We start from the raw sequence: 15,318 nt of genomic DNA on the forward strand, positions 1-15,318 counted from the left end.
TTAGTTCTTTTATGCTGGAAAAGGTAAAGAAACAATAAAGAAAAGAAAAACTGTAAAAATGTGTTTTTTGAATTAAGATAGGAAATGCAATATATTTATCTATAGGATTTTATAGTGGTTTATGGTTAAAACTCAAGGAAATGCGGTACAAACTCGGTACAAATCTGAAAATGCAAATATCTGATATCCAGTGAATAATCCTTGGAAAAGACGTTATTTTCGTAACTATTTGATAATCAAAAACAAGTAAATAGAATGTAACTCTTAATTTGTATCGCAAATCATGCAAAATGCTGAAATTAAATTTGTTGCATTTTCTGTATAGGAAAATAATGCTGTTTCACACTCAAAAAGCGTTTTACAGAGTTCTCTTTTCCCAAAAGATAGTATGTTATTTATTGAGTTTCTATATCCTTCTTTAACAGACTAATTTCAGTAGATGCCCGCAATTTAATTTCCGAGCTTAATATTATTTTTTTGTTTGCAACAGAAGGGTTCGCTATTTTTTCCAAAATTAGATTTGCAGCTGTTTCCCCCATCATTTTTTTGGGTTGCTCAATACTCGTAAGTTGTGGATATACAACCGTTGAGAGAATTGTGCCTGAAAAACTGGCCATCGCTACTTCTTTAGGAATTTTAATTTGGTTGTATTTCAGATAGTTCATAGCGCCAAGTGCGAGTGTTTCAGTGAAAGTAAAAATTGCATCGAACTTAACACCTCTATTTAGCAGTTTTTCGGCAGCCACGCCTCCATCATCAAAAGTCATTCCCGTATATACGACCAGTGATTCATCATAGGATATGCTAAACTTATTTAAGGCATCTTTGTATCCACGTATTCTTTCAACAGAGTTGTAAATATAATTAGGACCTTGTATATATACGATTTTTCTTCGGCCCAAGCGTATAAGATGCTCTATCATGAAAAATGTTTCCCGATAGTCATCTACAATAACATTCGGCACATTCATACCAAAAGGTATCCTGTCATAAAACACAATAGGAATGCCGTTGTCCTGCAAACGAAGATATTCTTTTTTGTTTGTTTTGTAATCGCAGGGACAAATAATGATCCCGTCGACCATGAAATTTTCCATCAGCTGGAGATTCTCCCGTTCCCTTACCGGATCTTCATCCGATTGTGCGATAATCACTTTATAGCCGGTCTTGTTCAGGGTTTCCTGAATACCGGTTATAACCTCCGATGCAAATGGGGTGACCATTTCAGGTACCAGTACTCCGATTGTGTTCGTAACACCATGTTTTAGGCTGAGCCCAATGGGGTTACTCCTGTAATTCAATGCATGTGCCGTCTCTCTTATAAGATCTTTAGTCTCCTTTTTGATATTTTTACTATCATTTAAAGCGCGTGAAACAGTAGAAACTGATAAGCCGAGATGTTTTGCGATATCTTTTATTGTTGTGCGTTTTGGCTTCATTATTTTAATACAAAATACCCCCTTGTAACGAACAAAGATAATTAAAAAATAAATATAATAAAGGAAACAAAATAAAAATTAGATATTATTTTAATTGTAATGCAAACGTTTGCAAACAATGGGAACGTTTGCGGGAACGTTTGCAAAATTAATTAACATACTTTCTTTCTGAGATAATAAGGAGAGGCTTACATTTGTTAAAACTAATTTGTAAATTAACAAGAAAAATTAACGAAAAACGTGAAAAAAAATTTAGTATCGTTTGGTTACGAAAGAGACCAGATAAAAACAGGGATTGTTCATATTGGAGTGGGAAATTTTCACCGTGCACACCTGGAGTATTATACAAATAAGCTGTTGGAAGACTCATCACAGAAAGAGTGGGGTATCTGCGGCTTGAACCTTCTCCCTGGAGATGAGAGGATTGTTAAGGGGCTCGAAAAACAGGACAACCTCTACACACTCACCGTATGCGGAAGAAAGGGAGTGGATGAATCCTATCAGATTGGATCATTGATAGAGCTGATCTGGGCTGTGGAAGATCCCGAAATGGGGCTGAAGAAGCTGGCCGACCCGAACGTGAAGATTATTACCTGCACAATCACAGAGGGAGGATATAATGTAGACCGGTCAACTGGTGAGTTTATCCTTGATAATAAGGATGTTCAGTTTGACCTGGCTAATCCCGCAACCCCAAAAACCGTTTTTGGGTATGTGGCCGAAGGATTGCGCAGGCGTATGAAGAACGGTGCAGGGCCGGTGACATTCCTTACCTGTGACAACCTGCAGCATAACGGCGATACAGCCAAACGGGTTTTCACCTCATTCATGAAAGCACAGGACAAAAAGCTGGAGGCCTGGGTGGAAGAAAATGTCACCTTCCCTAACAGTATGGTAGACCGGATCACCCCTGCTACCACCCCCGATGATGTGAAAAGACTTAATAAGAAAAATGGTACACAAGACGATGTCCCGGTCTATTGCGAGGATTTTATCCAGTGGGTCATCGAGGATAATTTTATTGCCGGCCGTCCCGCATGGGAGAAGGTGGGCGTAGAGTTTACCAACGATGTGACTGCCTTTGAAAACATGAAGTTGAGCCTGCTGAATGCTTCGCACACACTTCTGTCATATCCATCATTCCTTAGCGGTTACAGAAAAGTAGACGAGGCGATGCATGATAAGCGCTTTGCGAAACTGTTGCGCGACTTTATGGATATCGACATCACTCCCTATGTGCCGGCACCTGCAAATACCGATCTCGAACTTTATAAGCAGACACTAATTGAACGTTTCGGCAACCGCTCGGTAAGCGACCAGATTAGCCGTCTTTGTGCTGACGGTGCATCGAAGTACCCCGTGTATGTGATGCCCAACCTGATCAGCATGATCCGCGACAAGGCAGATATGAAGCGTGTTGCCTTTTCTATTGCCAGTTACCGCCACTACCTCAAATATAGAATCGATGACAAGGGCGTATCGTTCGATATAAACGATCCGTGGCTCACTGGTGAGGACTTGCAGTTGATAGAGAGTAACGACCCGATTGATTTTCTTGGCATTTCTCCGTTTCATAGTACCGACCTGAAGAAAGCGGATGCTTTTGTGAAAGTTTATTTGGAGATGGTTCGCGATTTGAAAGAAAAAGGGGTGTTGACTCTTTTGGAATCAATTATATAAGAATGTGGTTGTTGCAGTTTTTCACACTTTAAACAGCATTTAAAACAATTATATGAAAACACAAAAGTATGGGATTGCTCCCTTTCTGGTATTGACATTTATCTATTTTATCGTGGGATTTATGACCACCGTAAACGGACAGTGTCAGGGACCTCTGAAAGTGGCCTTCTTGGCAGATGCAGAGAATCTGAGAAATACATTTACAACGCTTATCTCTTTCTTTTTCTTTCTGGGATATCTTGTCAACAGTCCGCTTGGAGGCAGATGGATTGACCGGCACGGGTTTAAGACGACCGTGTTGCGGGCACTCTGGATTATGACGGCTGGTGTACTTCTGTATGCTCTTTCATCATGGATGTCGATCAACTATAGTCATTTGGTGCTGGGCATTTCAACAGATACTATCCCTTACGGGTTCTTTGTTTTTCTGCTCGGTTCCTTTATGATGGGTACATCGGCGGCAGTTTTGCAGGTAGTAATCAACCCCTATATATCGGCCTATCCGCTGAAAGGAACGCAGCCGGTACAGCGGGTTAACATCTCCTTCTCATTTAACTCGTTTGCTACCACCATCGCCCCTTTCTTTGTGACTGTAGTGATGTTTGCCGGTATTCCTCTCGAACAGGTAACAGCCGGACAGGTGCTGATCCCCTTTCTGGCAATTGCTGCCTGTGTCATTATTATTGCACTTATCACAAGCAGGCTGCCTCTGCCCGATCTTGAAGGTATCCGGTCTAATCCCGATAGAAAACTTGAGAAGAGTATCTGGTCGTTCAGCCACTTCAAGCTGGGGGTGATCGCTATTTTCTTCTATGTGGGTGCAGAAGTGGCAATAGGGGTGAATGTCAATCTTCATGCGATGGAGATCGAAAAAGAGGGAGCGTTGCTCTCCTTCTTCGGGAATCCCAACCTGATGGTTGGGAGTGTAGACCTCGGTATACCTGCGCTGCTTGCCACGCTCTACTGGGGTGGCCTCATGGTTGGCAGAATCATCTCCGGTACATTGAAGAAGATATCACCTCGTACACAGCTGGTGGCGACAACGGTTGCTGCCATTATCCTCACGATCACCGCCATTCTGCTAAATAACCTGTGGATACTCGTTGCTGTAGGCCTTTGCCACTCTGTGATGTGGGGATGTATTTTTACCCTTTCCACCAACGGATTGAAAGAATATACTTCAAAAGCTTCCGGCATATTTATGATGGGGGTGTTTGGTGGTGCGGTATTTCCAGTGTTGCAGGGTGTGATGGCCGACTTGTTCGGATCCTGGCAATGGACATGGTCAATTGTGATCATTTGTGAACTGGTAATGCTCTGTTATGCACTCTATGGGTCAAGGACCAATGAGGTTAAAAATCTCACCCCGGTAACTGAATAATAAATGAGAGCTATGAATATAAAAAAACAGATAAACGGAATCCAGCATATTGGTATCCCCACCAACGACATTGAAAAAACGGTTTGTTTCTACAAGGGGCTTGGCTTTGAGGTTGCTCTTGAAACGGTGAACGAGGCGGCAGGAGAGAAGGTGGCTTTTCTGCAGATGAAGAATCTGACGATTGAAACCTATGAGAACGGTTGTTCTGAGATGAAAGCCGGGGCCATTGATCACATCGCAATGGATGTTACCGGTATCGATACACTTTTCAGTGAAATAAAAGCCGCCGGGCATACCATGATCCATGATTCGGTGCAGTTTCTTCCCTTCTGGAAACACGGTGTGCGGTTCTTCACCATCTTAGGGCCCAATGAAGAGAAAATTGAGTTTTCGGAAATGCTAACTTCACCAGCTGATGATGTGGAATAGGAAAAAGCCGGTTATTGCCGGTATTGGTGAACTCCTTTGGGATATGTTCCCGGAGGGGAAAAAGGCAGGAGGTGCTCCGGTGAATTTTGTCTATCACGCCACCGCTTCGGGTGCCGACGGTTACGCGATCAGTGCCGTGGGAGACGATTCACTGGGCAACGAGATCCTAAGCCTTGTTGAAGGTATAGGTATCCATCTTCTCATAGAAAAGGTGGATCAGCCTACGGGAACTGTACAGGTGGCCCTGGATAAGGGGGTGCCGTCATACACCATCACCGAGGGGGTGGCATGGGATTATATCCCATTTACTGCGAAAATGGTGGAGATTGCAAGAAAAACCGATGCGGTGTGCTTTGGCACACTGGCACAACGTTCAGAAACATCGAAAGGGACCATACGTGCATTTTTATCGCAAGTGCCCGTCAATGCTTTCAGAATTCTCGATATCAACCTGAGAGCTCCTTTTTATACCGAAGGACTTATAGAGGAATCCTTACGGTTGTGCAACATTCTAAAATTGAACGAAGATGAATTGATGATTTTAAAGAGAATGTTTTCTCTGAATGAAATCGATGATAGTAGTGCCTGTAGATGGCTTATAGATGCCTATGATTTGCAATATCTGATACTAACGGCAGGTGCAGATTATAGTATGATCCTTTCACCGGAAACCATCTCTTTTCTGGAGACACCTAGGGTGGATGTGGTGGATACCGTAGGGGCCGGCGATTCGTTTACCGGTGCTTTTATAACCAGCCTGTTAAAGGGAGATACACTGGAGAAGGCACACCGTGCCGCCGTGGATAAAGCCGCGGCAGTGTGTACAGTTGCCGGCGCCTGGACAGTAGAATCGTAGAAGTTTTTTAACGCACAAAATTCTCAATATTTTAAAATGTTGTTTTCCTTTGCAACCTTAATTAAAAAACTAAATAAATTGTAAATGATAATGAGTACAAAATTTGCAAGAATTAATTTCTTGTTGATGTTCACTTTTTTCTTGAATATCATGGGGCTGTCTGCGCAGAACATTACCCTGAGAGGAAATGTGTCAGACGGGAACAATGAACCCCTTATTGGGGTGAACGTAGTGCAAAAGGGCACTACCAACGGAACAGTAACAGATATAGACGGTAATTTTAATTTACAGGTTCCCAAGGGATCTGTCATTGCCTTCTCATATATCGGCTTCCTGACTCAGGAATTACCCGCCGCTGACTCAGGAGTGATGAATGTTGTAATGTCTGAGGATACAGGTCTTCTTGATGAAGTGGTTGTGGTGGGGTACGGAACGCAATCAAGATATACCCTGACAACGGCTATTGGACAATATAGCGGAGAGAAGATGGAGGGATCTCCTGTGAATTCTATTGGTGAAAATCTTAAAGGAAAGGTATCCGGATTGCGTGTAGCAACCACTAGTATGGAACCAGGTGCCAATCCTAGATTTCTTATTAGAGGAGGATCATCTATCAACCAGTCCAATGATCCGATTATCATGGTGGATGGTGTACAAAGAGATATGACGGGTTTAAATCCCAATGATATTGAATCGATTGAAATTCTCAAAGATGCAGCCTCTGCCGGAATATATGGTTCAAGGGCATCGAATGGTGTGATTCTTATTACAACTAAAAAAGGCACATCATCAAAAAAATCTCAGATTGTATTCAATGCACAGTTAGGTTATCAGCAACCTGAGAGAAAATATGATCTGATGAATGCAGCAGATTATCTGAGAATAGTTCGCCCCGCTTTGGAGGAAAGCCTTTTTCCTTCAGTACTTTATGGAGCAGAATCTGCTGGTACAGGAAATAATGAAGGGTCAAAATGGACTCCTCGTTATCTTGAAGATGGTGAAGCTGTACCCAATGGTTGGCAATCTATTATTGATCCTGTTAATCCTACAAAAACAATTATTTTCCAGGATAACGATCAGCAATCACAATGGTTTGGAGATGCACTTTGGCAGTCTTACTATGTAGGTGTTAACGGTGGTGCTGATAAGATGACTTATGCTGCTTCTGCCGGGTATACTTCCGATTCAGGAATGGGGGTGGCTACAGGTTTTGATCGGTTTACTTTTCATGGAAATACCTCCTTTGAAGTAGTGAAAAACCTTACTGCTTCAACTACTTTCGATTATGGTGAAACTAAGATGGAAGATTTTCCCAGTAATACCCGTAATACGGTAATCAGAGGACTCTCCATTCCCAACACTCATCGTGATTATCTGGAAGATGGGACGCCTGCGCTTGGGACAAACAATACTACTATCACGGCCGCTTTTTATGATCGCTATTATGTGAGAAACAATATACAAAAACGGTCCAGTTTTAATATGAATTTGAATTGGAAAATTGTTGATGGATTAAATGCCGTTGTGCAGATTTCGAATCATAACAGACATACCCGCAGCAACTCATTTATAAAAGCAAATGCGATAAGTACTCTCCGGGAAACAAGAGAGGGATTTTCGGAGTTGAACCGTGTCAACTTCCAGACTTATTTGAATTATAAGAAATCATTTGCTGATAAACATAGAATAGACCTACTAGGCGGATATGATTTTAACTATGATAAAGTGAATAGTCTTGATGCAGCTGTGACTGGTGCGATTTCAGATAAAGTCCCAACTTTAAATGCCGGTACGGAGTCTGTCAGTGGTTATCCTACAAATACCAGAACCAGGGAAGCAATGATCTCTTACTTCGGACGTGGCAATTATAGTTTCTTGGATCGCTATATGCTCTCTCTTACCATGCGTGCTGATGCTTCATCAAAGTTTGCAAAAGAAAACAGATGGGGTTATTTCCCTGCAACTTCTTTTGGCTGGCTGATTTCAGAAGAGCCATTCTGGAATGTTGAAGATATGAACATGTTCAAGTTGCGCCTAAGTTACGGCCTTACGGGAAACAACGGAATAGGTCTGTATGATACATATGGCAGTTATAACATCGGAAATATTTACAATGGGAATGCAACAACTACATTAGGAATTATGCCTAATCATGGTTTAACATGGGAAACCACTTCTCAGTTTAATATTGGCGTAGATCTTGGGTTCTTCGATAACCGGATACGCGTGATTGCTGACTATTACAACAAGGTTACTTCTGACCTGCTTTTTGACATTACCCTACCAGATATTACCGGCTACAGTACCGCTACCGCAAATATTGGGAAAGTGCGCTTCTACGGTGCCGATTTTGAGCTTTCTTCAGTGAACATCAGGAAGAAGAACTTCGAATGGAGCACAGATTTCACTTATAGTTACAACATGAACAAAGTGTTGAAATTACCTGACAATGGAATACCCGGTAATCGCATCAATGGAATAATATTGGGTGATGGTACACAGTATGGAGGAATAGCCGAGGGAGAGCGACTCGGTCGTTTCTACGGATACAAAGTGGATCATATTCTGGAAACCGAGGCACAAGCTGATGCGGCATTGTATGATGCCCTTTCAAGAGGATTCAGAAGATCCGATCGTTTGAATTCTTCTTCCGATCCTGCATTGGCAGGTCGAAAAGATGTTGGTGATTATGAATGGAAGAATAGACCCGGTTCTTCAACAGATGCAAATGGTAACGACATTATCAATGCCGAAGACCAATTTTTGCTTGGTTATGTTGCCCCACATTCAACAGGAGGTTTGACAAACAATTTTAGATACAGGAATTTTAGTCTCTCGATTACCCTCGATTACGCATTGGGACATAGCATTTTCAATGCTATGCAAATGCGCTATTTTATGGCTACTATGGGGAATGCAAATTACAATCTTGTGAACGATGTAAAAACTGCATGGAAAAAACCGGGTGACAATACGAAATATGCGCGATTCACTGCAAATGATCCTGATTGGGGTAACAGAAACTATGGACGTACATCAGATATTTTCACTGAAAAGGGAGATTACTTGGCTCTGAGAGATGTTGTCTTTTCCTATGATTTATCGTCAAAACTGATCAGATCATTTGGTATGCAGAATCTTACACTTTCGCTTTCGGGTAACACATTGATGTATTTTACAGCTGTAAAAGGGGTGTCACCAGAGGCTGTTACTACAGGTGGACTGTATAGTTATGCCGATACATACAGTAAGAATTATAACCCATACCCTCCTGCAAGAAAAATATTGTTTGGGTTAAAAGCGGTATTCTAATTTTTGGTATCAATAATAACTTCTAAAATAAAATGAAAAAGAAAAATATACTTGTACTTTTCAGTCTATTTATATTCATGGCAAGTTGTCACGACAGATTGGATATTATCCAGGACAACCGCCTGTCTGCATCAAATATGTGGCAGGATGAGGAGGATTTGAAATCAGCAACATATGGTGCCTACTATTATTTAAGAAATACGATGAAGACCAATGTCATTTATTGGGGTGAATATAGAAATGGTCTTTGGGGCCCAGGGACTCATGGGACACTTCTCAACAATAACCAAGCAGATGTTGTTTCAGCTACAATGTCAGCCACAAACCCCTATGCAAGTTGGACAAATCTTTATACTACAATTAATCTCGTTAATCTGATTATCAAATATGGTCAGAATATGGAGATTAATGAAGAAGCTCGTAATTTTGCTCTTTCAAACGCATATTTTATAAGAGCTTATACCTATTTCTGGATCGGCCGGATTTGGGGAGATGCTCCTCTTGCACTGGAAGGATTCGAATCAACCTCTCAGGATCTCTATCTACACCGGTCTCCACAAGCAGATGTTTTTAATCAGGTTGAGTCAGACTTGGTTGCGGCTGAACAATTTTTGACGGGAACTGGAGACAAGACAATTCTTACACCTGCAGCTCTAGCAATGTTGAAAGCAGATTTTGGTTTGTGGATGTATAGGATCCAGAATGGAGGTGATAAGTACTTAACATATGCCGAATCAGCAATTTCTTCACTCTCATTAAACCCTTCAAGACTTGAGAATGAATTCTCTGCAATTTTCAGCCCATCTAACAAACGGGGTAAAGAGATTATATTCGTAATTCCCAATGAGTATGGAGAATCTGAAGGTGGTTTTCCGTCACAACATACATGGAACAGAGGATATATCGACCCTGCCTATGCCAACACAGAAGTGCCTATAGGCGAGAATCAGTGGTGGCTTTATACAGATGACTACATTAACATTATTACATCTGATCCTACTGATATACGAATACCGGTAACATATGGGCATGGACCTTATGGTACAGGTGGACTCGAAGTAAGATGGGCAAACAAATTTGTCGGACAGATGATTTCTGGCACCAGAGTGCTCGATTCTGATATTGTTATCTACCGTTATGCACAAGCTTATCTGTTTGATGCGGAAATAAAATATTACAGGAAGAATTACACTGGAGCTTTGAATTCATTAGGAGTAATTACCAACAGAGCATATAGCAATATTAACTACTACAATGATGAAACCGATAGTGCAGTACTCGAGGCAATTGTTACTGAAAACATCAAGGAGTTTGCCTCTGAAGCAAATACTTGGTGGACTTTGATTCGTACTGATAAGGTATGGGATTACAATAAAAGTCTCGCAAGTCAAAAAAGTAAAAAGAATATTTTACTTTGGCCAATAACCCAGTCCGCATTAAATCGGAATTATAATTTAGCCCAAACCGAAGGATGGCAGGGTCAATAATTAATACCAAAAAAATAATAACTAATATGAAAAATAATTTGTATTTAATTATACTAACACTGCTTGCATTGATTTTGACAAACTGTAGTGTAGATGCGGAATCAGATCTGGTTCAAGAAGCTGATCAGACTCGTATTAGTATTTTCCCCTCAGAACTACTATTTGTGGCCGATGGAGCTACTGAAAGTGGGGATGAAGTTTTAAACGCTATTGTAACTGTTAATCCCTTTCGAAAAAAATATCACAATTGGATAGCATCATTGGAGGAAAACAGTTGGGCATCAATAGAGCCGATAACTTTCGATGGTGACGATGTGACAGAGAAAGGTCTTAAAATTAAAGTGCAACCCAACAAGAACTATAAGAGAAGTATGACGCTGACCATTACACTCGATGATGGTACAGCAAATAATTTTAAAATTGTTCAGATTGGAGAGAAGGCAGATGCTTATGTGAATATCCACAATGGAATCACCCAATTGGAATATATGGCAGATGATATTAAACCCAAGACCCTCTCATTTGACACAAATATGAGTGATTATCATATCGAAGTGGCAGAGGGTGTCGACTGGATCAATGTAGTGGATAAGGGTAATAATCACATTGAAATTGTACCGACAGAGAATACGGCTGAAGATGCAGGTGAACGAGAAGCTAAAATATTTATTCATGTAGGAACACCTGAAACAAGTGAGGCTGTGGCAGTTGTTTACATAAAACAATTGGCTCCTGAAACATTTAGTTTTATCTGGGGATCATCGCTTCCCGACCACAAGAATGTAGGTAAAGCAATCAAGATGGAAAAGTTGGAAGAGGGCCTCTTCAGGATTGATGCCTATTTCCGGAATGGCACACTTCGTATCGGACGGTACGCTGACGAACAGAGATATCCGCAATACTATTTGATAGCCGACAGTAGAATAGGTGTGATCGAAAACGAAGACTCCGATAACAGAGACATCACTATTCCTGCCATCGATATTGATGGAATGAGATCATTGCTGATCAACCTGACTACACTGCAGTATACGCTTGAAAGAATTACAACGCAAAACAGTATGCCGGATCATATGCTCTCTGAATACCCGACACGAAAATATATTGCGCGTGACGGAACCATGAAGGAGTGGATTGTTGCAGCGATTCGCTGGGATGGAGGAAATATTATTCCAAAATTGGGAGGAAAACTGGTGCCATCGGCTCAGACTGCTTCGGGAGGATATAAATCCAATGATGAACTTCCTCAACATGTTCTTGATCCAAAGCTGAATCCGGCATACGAAGAGGCTGAAAACGGAGGACAACTACAGGGAGATGATAAATATGGACGTATTTATTCATATAGTGAGATGCTTACAGGAGTAGCACGGGGTGGTATTGACGGTGCAATTAACCAAACTTTTCCTGTCGGCTGGAGAGCAGGTGATAAGATTGTAGATGCTGCTGGAAATGAAATAATAATTGACTATGTTACAAATGCTATGATGACTGGAGATAATTCAATTGATGAGACAAATCACCCCACACTAACATGGCAACTTCAAGGGATATGTCCATATGGTTATCACATTGCCAATGCTCAGGATTGGCTTGATCTTGCATATTCTATGAGTGTTAAATCTCAGGAAGATAGTTATCCGGTAAATGCCGAAAATATAACATACAAGCAATTTATGACAACATCAAAAGGAATTAATAATATGGCTGCCTGGTTACGTAATACTACTCATTGGCAAAATACCCCCATTGCAGATGGTGCAGATGCATTTGGATTTAATTATTTCCCCACTGGATTCAGATATTTGAAACAAGGATGGCAAATGTATGGTTTAAGAAAGCAGGTTTGGGTACCTTTGTTGTTTAACGAGACCAAAGCCTATAGATTAAATGTTGTTATTAATAATAATGCCCATACATATGTGGATATGAGGAATGTAGATAATGGAAATGCAATTTTGCCCTTCCGATGTGTGAGAAATTATAAGCATGAATTAGAATAATTGTCAATAACATGTTGAAAATAATTAGAGCTTTCTTTTTGTGCCTTCTGCTCCTATCCTGTTCCCCAGAAGAGAGTGACCCGGTTGATCCGGGAAACTCTCCCGGCCAGGTTGGACAGTTGCGAAGACCCAAAAAGGCAAATAATAAAGTTGTGGCCCACAGAGGCGGGTCAATGGAAAAAAAGTGTCCCGACAATTCAATCGAAGCACTTAATTATGCGATTGACATCGGTTGTTATGCATCAGAGGCTGATGTCTATATCACCAAAGATAATCATGTGATTGTTGCGCATACGGACAGAGAGGATAAGATTAATGGATTGCATCCCTGGAAAGCCACTTATGCACAGATAATCGCTGCAGGTAAATTGGCTAACGGTGAGACAATCCCTAGACTTGAAGATTATCTTAAGAGAGTGCTTGACGCCGGTACCATCATGCTATGGATCGATATTAAAAGCATAGCATCTCTTCCTCAGAGTGAGGGTAATGAATACTCTTCAAGATGTGCTGAACGCACTTCTGAAATAGTCAGGGAAATGAAGGCCAATCATTTCGTGGAATTTATTGTTGGTAGAGCTGAAGTCCTCAAACGAACAATCAATGCTTCTAGAGGAGATTGGTCTTGTGGATATATGAACACATCCATGTCTCCTTCTTCTTTCCAACAGAATGGTTATAATTGGGCAAATTTTTCCATATCTTCCATATTTTATAATAATGGTGAAGTAAAAGGAAATTATACCATTGATGATTATGCGAAAAACGGTGTCAGAATAAGTGTTTATAATGTAGATACTGATAACAATAGGGCTTGGTACATTTCGAATATAGATAAATTGTATGCTATAACAACTAATTATCCAAAAATCTTGTTGGATGAAATTAGAAATAATTGAAACTAACTATTTATGTTCTTCTAACTTTTTTATCAGTAGAATTGGGTTCATATGTTCAATGAAAAATTCTCTTATTTTGTTACGCTGTTGACAATCTTACTTCATTGCAGCTCCAATTGTGTTTCTCTGTCAGATGCAAACAGGAGTGTAAGTGTCGGTTTAAAAGTGTGTAATCCTGGAAAATTGCTTTATGGTTCAGTGCTGCCTGACAAAATAATTTGTATGCCATTACGACAAACTACCCTCAAGCCTTACTTAACTTAAAGCGATAGATCAAAATATTAAACAAGTATTAGATGAAAACAAAACTATTTATTATCCTCTCATTGATTATTGTTCAGTTTTCAATAGTTTACTGCCAGAGTGCAAAAGGACTTCATACTGTAAAGGTGAGTAATCTGCAGGAATTACAGGGCTACTTCTCCTATAAGTCTGACGCAGATATTATAATCAGCGCCCATCGTGGCGGAATGCTCCCTGGTTATCCTGAGAATTGCATTGAGTCTTGCGAAAAGACTCTCTCGCTCATTCCCTCCTTTTTTGAGATCGATCCTCGCTTCACCAAAGATGGGGTCATGGTGCTGATGCACGATGCTGATATCAAGCGCACCACCAATGGTGAGGGACTGGTTTCAGACTATACCTACAAAGAGCTGCAACAGTTCAACCTCAAGGATAGGGACGGAAATGTTACTCCATACAAGATTCCTACAATAGTGGAGATGTTTGAGTGGGGAAAAGAAAAGACTGTTTTCAACCTTGACAACAAGGACAATGGGCCTCATACCTGGGATTATTATATCAAGCAGCTGAAGGAGGGAGGTGAGTGGTATCCCTATAAAAATATCATGCTGAGTGTCAGGTCGCTCAAAGAGGCAATGTATTACTGGGAAAATGGAGTGAATGACAGGATGTTCTGTGTGGAGATCAGCTCAAAGGAACATTTCGATGCTTATGACAGTTCGCCCATCCCCTGGAACCAGATTATGGCCTATATCCGCCTCACGGTGGACCCGGAACAGGAAGAACTTTATGGAATGCTGCATGAGAGAGGGGTGTCCATTATGACATCAATTCACCCTACTGCAGACAGGGTGGGTAAAAAGAAAGACCGCCGTATTGCATATCTGCGCGAATTGGTAGCCATGCCCGACATCATAGAGACTGATTATCCATCAGAATTTACAGAACTGCCACGGACAAGAGAAGAATTGAGCAGTTTAAGAGAAAAGGCAGTAAAACGAATTGGAAATTAACAGAAAATCAATATATTGCAACAACTGGATAAAGCAACTTTCTTGGTTGCAAAAGTCACATTGATACATGGTTAGAGTGCATTGGTGAATAATAAACTGTTATACTTTACGATAATGATGCTCTCTATCTGAGAAACCGTCAGGTTACGTAAGCTCCTATTAGATATTAATGGTAGATAATAATCATTATAGTGTAACGTTTTATGTAACAACGATACTGCATATTCGGTAACAGTGATGTATCAGTCGCAAAGATAATTTTTCTGATTATTCCTTATCAGATTGTTCATGAAAATGGTTTTATATTTTGCATCCTATAGTTCTTCCTTTTTTAAGGAAAGTGTTATCCCTGACTCTACCTGGGGAATATATCAAGCGTAAAAAAAGCTTTATAAATCACTTCAACGAGAGATGGTTGATTTTCAAATTTATCAAGAATTACCACTAGCGAGAATGGACGATTAAGATGATGTGTAGAACCGAAGCTTGTTTATGGGACCAAGCTTAAAGTAAAAGAACTGATGAGTCTGTAAGTATTTGAATATATTGAATCCTGGTATAATCATAAAAGAAGAT

Annotated in this window: 10 protein-coding genes; 9 read left to right on the top strand and 1 reads right to left on the bottom strand. The window is 40.6% G+C overall.

Annotated features, from left to right (window positions below):
• Positions 1-395: 395 nt before the first annotated feature.
• Positions 396-1,439: a LacI family DNA-binding transcriptional regulator gene (locus B4G81_RS02895; RefSeq protein WP_286846690.1), complete on the bottom strand. Its 1,044-nt coding sequence runs from the start codon at positions 1,437-1,439 to the stop codon at positions 396-398.
• 240 nt (positions 1,440-1,679) lie between these two features.
• Here B4G81_RS02895 and B4G81_RS02900 point away from each other — a divergent pair, with 240 nt between their 5' ends.
• The 9 genes from B4G81_RS02900 (at position 1,680) to B4G81_RS02940 (ending at position 14,742) form a co-directional block, all read left to right on the top strand.
• Positions 1,680-3,119, top strand: coding sequence for a mannitol dehydrogenase family protein (locus B4G81_RS02900; protein ID WP_286846692.1), 1,440 nt, complete (start codon positions 1,680-1,682; stop codon positions 3,117-3,119).
• A 52-nt stretch (positions 3,120-3,171) separates the two neighbouring features.
• Entirely contained in the window at positions 3,172-4,500 is a 1,329-nt protein-coding gene (locus tag B4G81_RS02905; RefSeq protein WP_286846694.1) for an MFS transporter, read from the top strand.
• A gap of 12 nt (positions 4,501-4,512) precedes the next feature.
• Complete coding sequence (locus B4G81_RS02910; RefSeq protein ID WP_286846696.1) at positions 4,513-4,929, top strand: VOC family protein; 417 nt, start codon at positions 4,513-4,515, stop codon at positions 4,927-4,929.
• Entirely contained in the window at positions 4,916-5,785 is an 870-nt protein-coding gene (locus tag B4G81_RS02915; RefSeq protein WP_286850289.1) for a carbohydrate kinase family protein, read from the top strand. The genes B4G81_RS02910 and B4G81_RS02915 overlap by 14 nt, the downstream gene beginning before the upstream one ends.
• Positions 5,786-5,875: 90 nt before the next feature.
• Positions 5,876-9,097 (top strand): SusC/RagA family TonB-linked outer membrane protein, encoded by a 3,222-nt coding sequence (locus B4G81_RS02920; RefSeq protein ID WP_286846700.1) that lies wholly within the window; start codon positions 5,876-5,878, stop codon positions 9,095-9,097.
• A gap of 32 nt (positions 9,098-9,129) precedes the next feature.
• Complete coding sequence (locus B4G81_RS02925; protein ID WP_286846702.1) at positions 9,130-10,584, top strand: RagB/SusD family nutrient uptake outer membrane protein; 1,455 nt, start codon at positions 9,130-9,132, stop codon at positions 10,582-10,584.
• Between the two features lie 26 nt (positions 10,585-10,610).
• Positions 10,611-12,587 carry an FISUMP domain-containing protein gene (locus B4G81_RS02930; RefSeq protein WP_286846703.1) on the top strand — a complete coding sequence of 659 codons (1,977 nt, stop codon included), beginning with the start codon at positions 10,611-10,613 and terminating at the stop codon, positions 12,585-12,587.
• Between the two features lie 11 nt (positions 12,588-12,598).
• Complete coding sequence (locus tag B4G81_RS02935) at positions 12,599-13,486, top strand: glycerophosphodiester phosphodiesterase (RefSeq protein WP_286846706.1); 888 nt, start codon at positions 12,599-12,601, stop codon at positions 13,484-13,486.
• A gap of 296 nt (positions 13,487-13,782) precedes the next feature.
• A complete protein-coding gene (locus tag B4G81_RS02940) occupies positions 13,783-14,742 on the top strand; it encodes a glycerophosphodiester phosphodiesterase family protein (RefSeq protein ID WP_286850291.1) in 960 nt (319 codons plus the stop codon).
• Positions 14,743-15,318: the final 576 nt, after the last annotated feature.

It is taken from the genome of Proteiniphilum sp. UBA5384 (genome assembly GCF_002410825.1).
Taxonomy (GTDB): domain Bacteria; phylum Bacteroidota; class Bacteroidia; order Bacteroidales; family Dysgonomonadaceae; genus Proteiniphilum.